Origin of the sequence: Collimonas pratensis (assembly GCF_001584185.1) — a bacterium.
GTDB classification, from domain to species: Bacteria; Pseudomonadota; Gammaproteobacteria; order Burkholderiales; family Burkholderiaceae_D; genus Collimonas; species Collimonas pratensis.
Genome location: NZ_CP013234.1, coordinates 5,539,570 through 5,552,973 on the forward strand (window position 1 = coordinate 5,539,570; position 13,404 = coordinate 5,552,973).

Sequence of the window (13,404 nt, forward strand, 5' to 3'; positions counted from 1 at the left end):
TGCTCATCACTGAAACTCTACAATTTCGCGTCCAATAAAACTCATCCTGTTTATCTTCGGATAGGTACTATCCAAAGATAAATGCTCCCACTTTACCCACTGCAAGGATAAGAAGACCGAGAACGATAATTGATCCCCAAATAACGAGGCCGCGTGCGGCCACGTACACGACACCAATCGCCCCAAAAATCTGTGCTATTCGCGAAAGCCAATTGGAACCAAAATCCCAACCGATTGATTCTTGAATTGCATGAGGCAATATCCATCCCGCAAATGCTGCAAAACCTAAATAGGCAAGGAAGAAATTTCTGCTTATAGAATCAAAGCGATCAAAAGATGGAACTGGTGCAAAGCGTGTAGTGAGTATGCACAGCACAGATACGGCAATGATATATAAAACGGAGAAAATCATAAGCAGTCTATGGTTTGAGTATCGATAATGGTCAGGTACCGTTGAAAGACAAATACTACGATATACGTAGTATCTAGGATAGCAAATAATTACGATTCTCGTAGTTCTTATATGTATTGAGAACTGCGCGATGAGCAATGCCAATGAAATATGGGGGCGCCGCCTCAAGGAAGCGCGTATTGCCGCTGGCTTGTCACAGAAGCAGCTGGGAATCCAGGCCGGGTTAGATCAATTCGTAGCCAGCCCTCGAATTAATCGCTATGAACTCGGCGTTCATAAGGCCGATTACAGAATTGCTCAGAATTTGGCAAAGATACTGGATGTGCCTACCGGGTATTTTTATACGGAGGAAGATAATCTTGCCGAGCTGATGTTGTCTTTTCATCGGCTTCCGGCGAAGAAAAGAAATGATGTGATCAAGCTTGCCCGCGCGCTCAGTCCAGCTGGCCAGTAAAAATCCGCACCGGAACGTGGCTTCATATCCTGGAAGACGAAAGATTTGATCTTGGAAAACGCATATGATCGTCGAATTTACCTGCTAGCGCCAAATGACCAGCGATGGCGCATTGATTGGTTCGGCGCCGTAACCTACGTGGAGCGCTATCGACGCGAGAGCCAACCCCTCATTGAAGTGCAGATTTCAGAAGTGCCCAGTGGGGCCAATACCAATGATTTGTTTTGTCTGAAGAACGACCAATGGCCAACCACCAGGACCGTCAGGCTGCCAGTCGGATTTCTTCCGTTGCTAAGAATAGGAGATATTTGGCAGGACGGCTGACGAATTGATAGCCCCGACTATGACATAGCGCATTTTGACGGCTTGTGGATTAGTCGGAATGAGAAGACCCCAACTAAGGCAGGCCATAACGATGACGAAGAGCATGCTTTATATCTTCCTCTTTCTCACCATCCCTAGAGGATTAAGAACCCCGACGAGAGGGAGGAGAGTTGTTAGGTTTGCTGCGCACAGTATCACCTGACTGCGGCACCTGATACTCGTATCCATTTTTCAAGAGGTCAAGACCGTCCATGAAATAGGTGTCAACATACTCGGGCTTTAGTATCAACGTCCCAGACTCGTCACGCGGTTTATCTTTTGGGTCCCCTCGGAAGGATAGCCAGTTGAAACTCGTCGAGACTGCAAACTTGTTATCCGAAATAAGCAGCTTGCGGTGCGTATTCCCGACAAAAGTGAACGTAAAGTTGGGAAAACGACGAACTAATCCATCCAATTCGCGTTTTGCCTGTTGGGTGATGGGTGGCTTCTGTTTCGCCGGGTCGACCGCTCTGCCTCGGGCTTGCTCTTCGACCAACCCATAGCCGATATAAACTTTGACGCCATTGCGAAGCAGTGACTCCAATGACGTGACGAATTCCTTGTTCACTACCTGGTCACGAATCCATGGTGACACAATGAGCAGGCGACTTTTGCTCGAGAGAAGAGCCTTCTTCAGCAAAGGTTGATGCTCGTGGCATCGGATTGTCTTAAGGGTTGGAGAGTTTTGGAGCTGCATCCGCCCGTCACCAACATCTTGGCTCCCGACGTTCTTCGAGGCGGTAACGCCTGATGCGTCATAGTTTACAAACTTTACGATAGAGCTAGTCGAATCGTCCGTTAGTTGTTCGGGTAGATGAATATCCCGGCTGAGGTCGCTCGCATCAATGTCGGTTGTCCGTGGCAACTCGGGGGGCGCAAGCACGTGATTGGCACCAACTTGCTCGGGGCCGCCGATGTCTCGAAATGCGCTTTCGTGTTCAGATGAGAAACCGTCATCTCTGAAAAAGGCCACGTGAACGTCGTTGCCACCAATTGATTTGTAGTACAACAAAATACAGGGCAAAAAAAACATCTCTCGACGCTCAATACGTCGTAATAACAACAACTCCCCCGCGTCTTCGCCCGGTCTGCGAAGGCGGTCAAGTGCTCTATCAATATCTTGCAGGGGTACGTCCTCTACCTCCGGCCGCCTTGAACCACACAATGGCACCTCCAACCAGCCGTTTTCTTTTGCCTCCCTAGGCTTGAATAGAGCTGAGGGTTGTACATGGATGATCCGCTTGAGTAATGGGTCGAATGTGAGTTTGACGATTCGCTCTTGAGGTACAACCATGCGGCAATCAGTCAATGCAAAGCGCCCTTTTACCGTCAACGTGACGGAAGCAGACTTTTCTCCGATGCCGCGACTGTAACTGATATGTTCGTTACCATTTAGCCCGGCCATTACCGTCGTCAGAAGATTCAGTGACAAACCAAGAAACGCACTGATGTCCTCGGGTGTCTTTAGGCCAGCGTCCACTGCTCGAAGGAAGCCCTCTTCGATTGGGCTGAGATGCTTTTTTTCCAATGTGAGCACTCGCGCGGTCAACACGTAAACGGGCAATGCTGCTTCCTTGAATGATGCTAGCGAGTATCCGGGGCGCGCATGAGCGGCTTGTTCAAGTACGTCATCCAGGTTCATGCTGGTAACTCCTCAAGGACGCAATCCTTAGGATTACGCTGTATGTAGTCCAACACCTCCTTCAATGGATTTGACCGCTCTTCAGCATCTTGGCAGAACAAATGGTCACCCACGATGGCCAGCAGTTCCTTTCCTCTGGAAAGCGCGACATTGATACGTTCCATTTCCCGGAGGAAGCCCAGCCCTTTGACGTCAGAACGTGTCACGGAAAATATCAACATATCCGCTTCACGTCCTTGGAAAGCGTCAACGACGTTCACATAGACCTCCGAAAAACTTACCCACTCGTGTTGCTTGGTGTTGATGGCAGCTCGCAAACGTCGCTTTTGCTCGCCATACCCGGTCAGAACAGCAACTGAAATCTTTTTCCCTTTGCCTTTGCCGTGACGAATCGCGAAATCAACTCGAGTCAGCAACGTCACTACAAACTGCGCCTCAATGTCATTGATATGTGATGTGCCGATGGTTTTTGACGCACGATTCGGTTTTCGACTTGTTGAATACCAAACAACTGGCTTCGGCATCACGCCTGCCAAGAACGCAGCAGGAACACGCTCGACGCTCAGCAACTCGTCCTTATAGAAACACGCGGAAATGAGGTTGCCAATTGCTGGGAGCATTCGATGCTGAGTCGAAAGTGTCCTTCTCAGCTCTTGGGGCAAAAATTCATTCAGATGGTTAAACAGCGTAGCCTTCTGTTGCTCTGGGGTCAGACCAAAGCGCTGCAACAAGCCGGAAGTCTTCAGCTCCGGGTCTTGAAATGGAGATAGTTGCCGGTGATCTCCCACCAACACTGTTCGGCGAGCACGGGCCATCGGAACAAGAACCTCGGTGGGTGTCGCAATGGACGCTTCATCAACAATACAGAGGTCGTACGTAATTTCATTTCGACCGGGCACACTCATGACACCGAGACATGTACCGGCAACCACTTGGGAGGAGGCAATCAATGCTGCGCGAAACTCCCTGCTTCGACCAAAACGAGTCTCCCAGTCCGCATGCGCGGCGAGCAATTTGCGAAGCTGTTGGCCATCCGGCGTATTCGGAGAGTAAGAATCTGCCCAATTTCTGAGCTCGTTAGCGGAGCATGTAGCGAAGTGCTCGATGCTGTCCTTATCGTCTTCATACTTTCGGAGTTCACTTAACGATTCCTCTAGGCGACGTGTCAAGTCGTCTCGTTCTTTCGTTAGTCCGTCGAGCTGGTCATCGAATTCTTCTCGCTGCTCGGCATCCAGCGTTATTCGCTTTTCCGCCGCCAACATTGGACGAAGCGCATCAATTTGTACTTCTACGTACTCAAGGCGTTCACGAAAGCCCGCATGCCGTTCCAAGGCCATAGCCATACGTGTATCTCGCAAGTCCACACCATGGTCAGTAGCCCATTCTTCGATAAAGTTCTTACCAGTGGCAATCGCTTCTTTACGCATGCTGGGCAATTTATTTTCGACGAGTAACATCTTCGTGGTCTCCGCAATACGGACGTCACTTTCATTCCCAATCCGCACGGCTCGAACCTTGCCCCCGCTCTCCTTTGTGATTCTTTCAAGTGAGTTGTCTAAGGCAACATGGGTCTGAGATGTAAGCAGAATTCGCGCGCTGGGCTGAGCACGGAGTGTTTGTAGCACCAACTCCGTGATGAAGGTGGTTTTCCCGGTGCCAGGTGGCCCTTGGACAAGCATCAGTGGGGGTGCGGATAATGCGGCCTTGACAGCGTCCTTCTTGTCATCATCAATCTTTTCCTGTAGGAAATCCACATCTACGATTTCCGGTACAGGAACGCTACTAGGCGCGGTGATGTAGCCGCCAAGGGAGGGGTTTACTGAACGCCCATATCGAACAGCGTCGATTGCCGATTTTTGCTTGGACAGCGCCGCGTCCGCCTTGGTTGTGTCGACAGCGAGCGTGCCTGTATCGGGCAACACCGATGGGTCCAGACGGTTGCGCTCGCTAGGCTGCACGAGAATGTACCCCTCTCCAGCCGACACCACGGCACCCAAAAATTCGCCTGAAGGCAATTCAATGCGGATGTCTTTGTCTGCAAGCAGCGACGCTTCAACGCTTTTGGCCAATGTGAAGTTGATGCCAGCCCCAGTCGGCTCGAATCGCTCATATCGCAGCTTGACCTTCTTAATTTTCTCTAGTTCGGTCTTGGCGCCAAGTAGGTCCAGCCACGTCTTGTATAGTGCCTGCTCCCGTTGTTCCGCCTGTAAAGCTTTCTGGTCGGCACCGAATGTCGCCAAGGCTTCCTGCAATGCCTCGATACAATCACCAGAATCCTGAACCGAGGCTCCCGAAAGCTGGAAGCGATAGTCAGCGCGCTGAGCGCGCTCGCGCCTACGTTCCAGCTCTGAAGCGCTCAGGTCGAGGGCCGAAACAAGTTTCAGTCGCTGACCATGAGGAGACTCGACCGCCGCCATATAGCTGTATTTCCCGGCGTGCAGAAGGATTGCTCGCCCCATCGATTGTTGATTGTCAACTTGTTCGTTCAGAGAATCCTTCGCATGCTCGCAAACGACGTCGTCCAAGTCTAATGCTACGAATTTCTCAATAGCTGTGTCAGAGGATAAATTTAAGTCGATGTCGATGATGTCACGCACTTTTTTAGTCAGCGAAACAAGAATGACGCCTTTTGCCGGCGTTGCTGCTCGTGGTTGCAAACGTTCGAACTCGCCTAATAAGACAATGGCATTTTGAGGCCGCTCTGCGGGGTCGTTCTCAGACAGGCACCGGCGTAACAACCTTCGCACCGGTTCATCAATAGTGAGTTGTTCTAGTTCTGACTTCAGCTGTTGATACGTATCAATGGTTGAAGGACTTAAAGTTGCTACGCATAATGCGGCAAAACCGAACACGTCGCGGCTATAGCTGTAGCTGCCGTCGTCCGGCTCGGGAGGCGCAAAAGGTAGAGAGGCGTACTGCGCTAGCGTTACGCCGGGGGCAAGGAAGTTTCGAATCTTGGAGATTCCGAAGTCGCAAACCTTAGCGACTCCTTCATCCGTCACCAGAATATTTGTTGGCTTGATGTCGCGGTGGACCGTAGCATGAGAATGGGCGAAAGCCAATGCTTCAAGCACCTGCTGGCCAACCGGGTTGAAGAATTCTAACCAACTTGCGTAGGGCTTGACCGACCGCGCGGTTGCCAAGTCATGGTTGACCCATTCCATCGCTATAAAGTGTTCTCCTGACTCGGAATCGATACCATAGTCAAGAATTTCAACGATATTCGGATGTTTGAGGTCGGATAGTGCCTGTGTCTCACGCCGGAAGGATTCCTCAACTACATCGTCAGTCCCCGAGACCTGCCGGAAAACCTTCAACGCAACATGACGCTCGTCTTGGGTATCAAATGCTCGATAGACGGAAGCGATGCCTCCTTGGCGTGGATTGCCTTTGGTCATATAGCGCCCGTTGGCGAGAAAGCGCTTTACCGCTTCTTTTTTCTCTGCAACCGCCTTCATCGTCAGCTTCCCCCTGTCGCTGGTCATCCAAATTTCCCCAATTATCTATTTCGGCAAAAACCATGCATCTGCCGTTACCTCTTGTAGCCGAAAAAAGCAGATGGGCGGCATCTCTGCATCGATAAGCCAAATATACAGAATATTTGCGCCATGACAACCTTTGTCGTTCAAAAATACACGCGTGATTTGACTTCGCGGACTCCTCGAACTTAGATCGGTTCGAAAACTGTCAAGCCTTCGGACGGCTTGAAGATACGGGATTTGACCTAATGGTTAGACATTAGGTCAGCCTAACAGCTCAGGAATACCCAGGGGGAAATTGACGGATTCCTTAGAGGTTACAGCTTAGATAAGAGTTATTACTTGAATAGCCTACCTGAGCGAATAAATTTATTTTCAAAAAGAGTATTCATAAATATTTTCAAATTACAAATAATTTTACTCAAAAGAAAATCGATATTTTCTCTATTTCAATTGATAAATATTAAAAAATAAGAAAAAATTATTCCAATTCACGCAAATAAAATTATTAATTTACATGTCATTCAATGCATTAAAAATCAAAATGAAATACGACAAAGAAATTACTCTCTCAACAACTTGCCGATAATCATTTAATCGATTATCGTAGGTGCAAATTTGTTATGGATATAAATATATGTCAGTCACTCCTCTCAGTTATGCGGTCCGCGAATATAGCTCTCGACTGGGTTATACGCAGAAAAAAATTGCCGAACTCAGCGGGTACAGTGAGGCATATATGTCACGAATTCAAAATGGGCTGTCCTCACCCAATAACCCTTCGGTACTGGACCGCCTAGCTCACGCCCTTCAACTCTCAGGCCATGAAAAAGCTGCGTTGATAGATGCGGCGCGAATATCTCAGCGATGCATCCAACTACCGCCAGATCCAGGCGTTAGGGGCTATATCCTGTTTTATCTATTACGCGACGTATTTAATAATCTTGGTTTAGAGGATTTGACTCAGATTGAGTCGATTTGCCGCAAATTTGATAAAAAGGAGATATTAATGGAGACATAGAAGCCCAACAGAAGTATTCATGGGCTGAAAAGATCAACGGCCTGGGTGTTCAGACCCAAGCCGTTGTATAGAACCAAACATACCTAATCATGTTACTGGTTCTTATTCTATTCAGTTCCCTACACATGTCAAGCCTATGTAACTGGCGAATGCGTCCCAGATGGATGTGTTCGCCCATATACAAAGGTCAAAACATTAAATTCAGCAATATGCTGCGCCCCTAATATTTGGAGCGCCGGCATGCTTTTGTTGTCTTGAAAGGAACGATTTTATGAGATCTTTAATTCTCAACCAAATAGCAGAGGCGCTTTCGAACCAACCAGGTCTCGATGGAACCCTTCATGGGAAGCGTCGTATAAAGCAGGGGAAACACGGTTCCAGAGCCTCGTTATTTTACAGTGCTAAAAATCAGGCATTTATTCCCGTCGAATCCCGTTTCGAACTCAGTTTCTGCTATGAATTGGAAGCAAATAAGCGTGTCCATAAATATCGCACGCAAGCACTCGAGATCCCCTATCGCCATAGTTCGTTATACCCAGATTTTCTGATCGTAGACACTGAGGGGACACCATCTGTCCGTGAAGTGAAGGCGTTTGCACACATTGACTCCGCCGTAAATATGCAAAAGGCAGAATACCTGACGGCCACGTTCGGGAGAGTCGAGATTGATTTCGACGTTGTTACCGAGCGAGACTTCTGGAGCGGTCAAGAAAAAATTAATCGCATCATGGTGTACAACCGAGGTGGCCGATTGTCCCCCTCATCTCAACTGATCACATTTATTGCCGAGCTAGTATCCGCTATGGATATAAAAAATCGGATCGTGCATCGCGTCCGAGACGAAATTCAGCATCACAATCTTCCGCACTATCTGTTGGAGGCAGCGATCTGTGACGGAGTACTCCAATGCGATATGCGCTTACCTATCTCGGCACAAACAAGACTCGAGGTGGTGCTATGAGCGGGTTGGCACAACATACATTAAAAATGGGACAACGATTTTCGTTGAAAAACCAAGCATTCGAAATCACGTTTGTCGAAGCAACGTCATTACGATACGCCGCATGCCAAGGCGGTAGGCCATATCGAATGCCAGCCCAGACGTTCTGGGAGTTGCTTGACCGGTCGATGATAGGATTTTTATCGAACGAAGACAGCAACGTTACGGATGCTCCTACCAAATATCGCCTTACTCATCTGACTGAATCGCAGCGGCTCGAAATGCTTCGGCGGTTCGCTTATGTCAAAGCCGTTCTAGCGACAACTGACAAGCCTCTATCGAAAAAAAATCGGACCCGGTCTATCAAATCGGTTTCAGAGGCAACTGCCGATCATATGCCACCTTCACTTTCCACACTGGCGCGCTGGGTCAAGAGCTATGTGATCTCGGACGGAGATGTTACCGCACTGGCGCCACAACATAATCGAAAAGGCTCCCGACAAAAGAAATTTTCAATGGAAGTGGAAAATGTCATCACGCGAGCACTGAGGGACGATTTTTTAAAGTTGGAGCATCCGTCAGTCAAACAGATTCATTGCAATGTCATCGGGCGGGCTATTGAGGAAGCAGCACCTGCCGTACCAACATCGCTTCCAAGCGTCCGAACTATACATCGGCGAGTTAAGGAACTTGATCCGTATATCTGCGCACTAAAAAGATACGGCCCGCAATATGCCGATAAGCATTTTCGGGCAGCCGGTGCAAGTCTGGAGGCATCACGATTAATGGAAATGGTGATGATAGATGGCCATCAGATGGATGTCTTAGTTATCGACAGCGATACGGGGGAAGTGCTGGGCCGCCCATTTCTAGTATGTCTATTTGACGTTCTGACGCGGTGTGTAGTCGGTTGGTACATTAGCTTGCTTCCATTTTGCGCCACCACGGCTTTGGGGGCAATTAAGGACATGTGCAGTCGGGACCCACTCGCAGGGCCCGGAGGTGTGGCCGAAGCCATCACGCCCGACAACGGCCCCGATTTGGCTTCCGCTGCATTGCGTAATTTGTGCAAAAAAGTAGGGATGCACATCAACCCGGCGAAAACCTATTGCCCGAACGACAAAGCCCATCTGGAAAGGTTCTTCCGGACATTGAATGAGCAACTCATTCATCTTATCCAAGGCACGACTTTTTCCTCCCCCACTGATCGTGGCGAATACGATTCAACTGGCAAGGCGACGATTTCCCTCCACAAACTAAAGGACCTATTCGAAGATTGGTTGGAGAATGTTTATCACTGCGGCATACACTCCGGAACGAAACGCGCCCCGTCACTTTTTTGGCGTGATCAACAGGCCTTGATGCCAATACTCTCGTTCTCGAGCGAAGACATTGATGTCATTGCACGCGTCGCCTATAAACGGCAAATCACCAGCGGAAGAGTTCTGGTCGAAAATTTGTATTACAAATCTGATGCACTAGCTACGCTTGAGCAACGCAACCAGCGGGATGTCACCGTATTACTTAACGAACTGGACCTTGGTTACGTGTATGTGCAGCACGATTCGGATCCCAGTTTAATTATTCGCGCCGATGGGGTGCGCACAGAGTATACGAAAAACTTAACGATGTACGAGCATAAAGAGGTCCAAAAGAGACTGAAATTGCTTACTCAAAAGGACCTGGAAGAACTAGGTCCCTATGCATATGAAATTGCCCGATGGCGGCTATGGTGCGAGATCCATGATGTAAAAGATTCCACTAGCGCACGCCGTCTGAAGCTGTTGACTGAAGGTGTCGGAAAGAAACAAGTAGCTAAAGAGAAGATGGCCACCGTACTTGACGGAGCGCTGCCGCTAGAGTTTATTTCCGCAACCCTCGACTCAAAACATCCAATGGCAATCCAATCCATCGACCGGGAGGCTCTGGCGATTGGAATCGATTCATTTCAAAACATTACTTCAGACAATAGCACTCGAGAATTACAAAGCGACAGTGTTGAATTCGACACGTTTGAACTTTAAGTGAATCGATCGGCGCCATCAAAATGACAAAAAATCATATGACCCTAGTTCAACAAATGAAAAATCCAATTGCCAATCCAGCCCATGCCAGGATAGCCACCTTAGACGCGGTCGTTGTCGCACATAACGCTCTCAAAACTGCGCTGGAAGGAATCGAACAATGCATCTCGTGGTCAGCTGTCAGCAAAGAACCACGCGGCGCTGTTTTAGTTGGGGTCGGCGGAACTGGAAAAACGACGATTTGTAATACCATTTTAAAAAAATTTCCTCCTCACGACATCGTCGAACCGCATGCAATGATTCGAATGGTGCCGGCCTTTTTCGCATCAGTCCCCTCGCCATCAACGATCAAGTCGTTAGCAACGAATCTCCTTGAACAATTAGGCGACCCGTCGCCAAACAGAGGCAATGCAACCTCGCTTACTGACCGACTATGTAAGCTCATTAAATTGTGCAGAACGAAGATAATCATATTAGATGAATTTCACCATCTACTCGCTGAATCGTCGGTCGGTGAAGCAAGGACAATAAAGATATGCAATTGGCTTAAGACCCTCATTAATGAAACGGGCGTGATGGTATGTCTCGTAGGCTTACCCGCCTGCGAGGCCCTCGTTAACCACGATAGTCAAATGTCTAGGCGCTTCACTCACCGCTTTCGCTTAAAGGAGCTAAGTATTGGTACGTCATCGGCGCCTGGGCCATTGCAAGGTTTTTTGTTAGCTCTTTCAAAGGAGTTTGTCGCGCGTCTCAATCTCGACGGTTTTGTCGACTTCAAAGAGCATTTACATGTTTTGCAAATGTGGGCTGCTACGTCTGGCAACCCTGCATTTGTCAGCCTACTACTAAAAGAAGCAACGTCAATCGCGCTTAGCGCTGGACGGAATACGATGGTAGTCAGCGATCTGGATGAGGCATTTTCAAGGGGAATCACACTATCGGTGGCCAGAACATCAACCAATCCATTCACGATGTCTAGGCAAATGCTGATTTCACACGCCGACAAATAATATAGGGGGATAGTTATGCTGCCGGCAAAACCCATACCTTGGCCCGACGAGACTGCTGCGAGCCTTTTGATGCGTGCTGCATCAATGAATGGTTGGAGCAACGTCCAACAACTTTGGCGTGCTTGCGGCATACCTCATAACGGAGTGAAAGCCTCTTGGAAGACATTGGAATGTAATTTGAAATACCTCGGCATTGGACTGTCTCAGGGGCCAAGTATTCCTCGAATTGCAAGTCCACTCGAAATAAACATGAAGGGTAGTCGGGCAATAGGAAATTTAATTATTCTGCCTGATGCTATATTTCGAGAGGAAGGTCAGGCAGTTTGTACTACCTGCCTTCAGGATAAGCCCTATTTGCGGGGATGGTGGTCTATTAGGTTAGTCGCAACATGCCCCGACCACGGTTGCCTTCTGTTGCAGTCATGTCCAAATTGCGGACAGAATTTGCGTTGGAATCGCCCGGCGCCCGAGTTATGTAGTTGCGGCTTTGATCTTCGTCTCAGTCCTACTTTTCCAGGTGATCAGGGTATCGCTCGATTTATCGTTGATTTACTTATAAATGACCAACAAGAGAAACTTGACTCGTTGTGCGCGATTTTTAGTGCCTTTTCCGAAATGCTCTCCAGGCAGCTCATGCCGTCCACCGACGAAGAGTGTGCAAGGATATCGATCCAAAACGAAAAAAAAATTCAGGAATTTTTGGAGTTACTTACAAAGAAACGTGTTGACTTCGAACATCCGCGGCTTGTGCTGCTCCCATTTCTTCGGAAGGGCACCTACCTCCGAAAAATTGCACTGTCCGCATTGCGTGCAATTGATAATTCTGACCTTCGCATCTGTGCTGCTCCAACAATACTCTTAAACGGCATGCTATCAGGTGCAGATGCCCGCATTGCTTTAGGCGATATAACACCAGTTTCAAGCAATGAGCTTTTTAAAATGAATTTGTTAGAGACCGTACCTACACATGCAAGCGGAAATCCACAAAAATTTACCCGTGGGTCGGTTGACCTCCTCCTCCGGCGATTGTGGAGACCATCTTCGAGCTTGACAAAAAATGCCCGCAATATACCTTCAATCACTAAGCTGCCCAAATTAGCAAGCGAACTGATATTGGCATCCGATGCAAATGCTGGATATGATCTAGAAGACGGTCTAAGTGGCTTACGTGCATTTCCCATTAAGCATATCAATAGATCGCGTCAACTTGCAGACAGACTTCATGTGAATCAGACGGCAGATATATTGAGGGCCAGCACAGGGCAAGTTTTGGCACTTGCTAAAGTCGGCTACCTAACGAAATATAAAGATCCTGATAACGGAAAAATCTTGTTGTTCTCGAAAGAAGAAGTCGAATGTTTTGATCGAAAATACGTACTTTCGAGTGCCCTTGCACGGAGCATCGGCGCCAGTCGACACGACTTCATACATCGATTGAAGGTACTCGGAGTTATCCCGGTCGCGGGGCCACGTATCGATGAATTGACTAGCCATCTCATTGCGAGACGTGACATAGTAAACATTGATTACCGGATTCTAAATAAAATCCTAGAATCGCCCGTCAAACGTACCAGTGGCAATCCATGTGCCGAAGCAGTAGGCCCACGTGCAAACATATCTTTTCCGGCATCGACTGTCGCCCTCCTCTTGGAACTATCTGTCGACACCACCGCAGATTTGATCAACAAGAATATTTTGAAGAGAGTGCCAGGCGCTCAAGCCGCTGTGATGATTTGTCGAGATTCGTTCGAGCTTTTCAGTGCAAAAGTTTATGACAAAAATCTGGTAGAAGTAAGCATTGCCGCTAGAGATATTGGTGTGACATTACCAGAGTTCACATCGAGATGGATAGAGACTGAAGCGGTGCAGATAATTGATCTCGGCACCCACATGTGCATTCAAAAAAGCAGCTACTTAAGAATCAAAGAGCTCCATCGCGAATACATGAAAGCGAAACCTAGCCACATTTAAATTTTAGAATGTCTGCTGCAGACGCTGGTATCCGTGGCTGGTGCGTACCGGCCTAAAAGCTGCCATTTGCGCCACCGATAAATTTGAG

General features: G+C 48.3%; 9 protein-coding genes. 6 read left to right on the top strand and 3 right to left on the bottom strand.

All coding sequences use genetic code 11. From position 1 onward, the window contains the following. Positions 1-67 precede the first annotated feature (67 nt). Complete coding sequence (locus CPter91_RS26800; RefSeq protein ID WP_150119810.1) at positions 68-412, bottom strand: hypothetical protein; 345 nt, start codon at positions 410-412, stop codon at positions 68-70. Positions 413-542: 130 nt separating this feature from the next. Here CPter91_RS26800 and CPter91_RS24630 point away from each other — a divergent pair, with 130 nt between their 5' ends. Then, positions 543-866, top strand: a complete 324-nt coding sequence (locus CPter91_RS24630) for a helix-turn-helix domain-containing protein (protein ID WP_061945387.1) — start codon at positions 543-545, stop codon at positions 864-866. 466 nt (positions 867-1,332) lie between these two features. On the opposite strand, the gene CPter91_RS24640 is transcribed toward CPter91_RS24630, so the two are convergent. Then, a complete protein-coding gene (locus CPter91_RS24640; RefSeq protein ID WP_061945389.1) occupies positions 1,333-2,871 on the bottom strand; it encodes a phospholipase D-like domain-containing protein in 1,539 nt (512 codons plus the stop codon). Then, positions 2,868-6,356, bottom strand: a complete 3,489-nt coding sequence (locus CPter91_RS24645; protein ID WP_061945390.1) for a serine/threonine-protein kinase — start codon at positions 6,354-6,356, stop codon at positions 2,868-2,870. Before CPter91_RS24645 ends, CPter91_RS24640 begins: the two co-directional genes overlap by 4 nt. A 631-nt stretch (positions 6,357-6,987) precedes the next feature. Between CPter91_RS24645 and CPter91_RS26170 the strand changes: the two genes are divergently transcribed. From CPter91_RS26170 to CPter91_RS26180, 5 genes are all read left to right on the top strand, one after another. After that, a complete protein-coding gene (locus CPter91_RS26170) occupies positions 6,988-7,371 on the top strand; it encodes a helix-turn-helix domain-containing protein (RefSeq protein ID WP_082793236.1) in 384 nt (127 codons plus the stop codon). Positions 7,372-7,642: 271 nt separating this feature from the next. After that, a complete protein-coding gene (locus CPter91_RS24650; protein WP_061945391.1) occupies positions 7,643-8,332 on the top strand; it encodes a hypothetical protein in 690 nt (229 codons plus the stop codon). Next, entirely contained in the window at positions 8,278-10,335 is a 2,058-nt protein-coding gene (locus CPter91_RS26175; RefSeq protein WP_082793238.1) for an integrase catalytic domain-containing protein, read from the top strand. The genes CPter91_RS24650 and CPter91_RS26175 overlap by 55 nt, the downstream gene beginning before the upstream one ends. 23 nt (positions 10,336-10,358) lie before the next feature. Then, positions 10,359-11,345 carry a TniB family NTP-binding protein gene (locus CPter91_RS24660; protein WP_082793240.1) on the top strand — a complete coding sequence of 329 codons (987 nt, stop codon included), beginning with the start codon at positions 10,359-10,361 and terminating at the stop codon, positions 11,343-11,345. A 15-nt stretch (positions 11,346-11,360) separates the two neighbouring features. Further along, positions 11,361-13,316, top strand: a complete 1,956-nt coding sequence (locus CPter91_RS26180; protein WP_082793242.1) for a TniQ family protein — start codon at positions 11,361-11,363, stop codon at positions 13,314-13,316. Positions 13,317-13,404 lie beyond the last annotated feature (88 nt).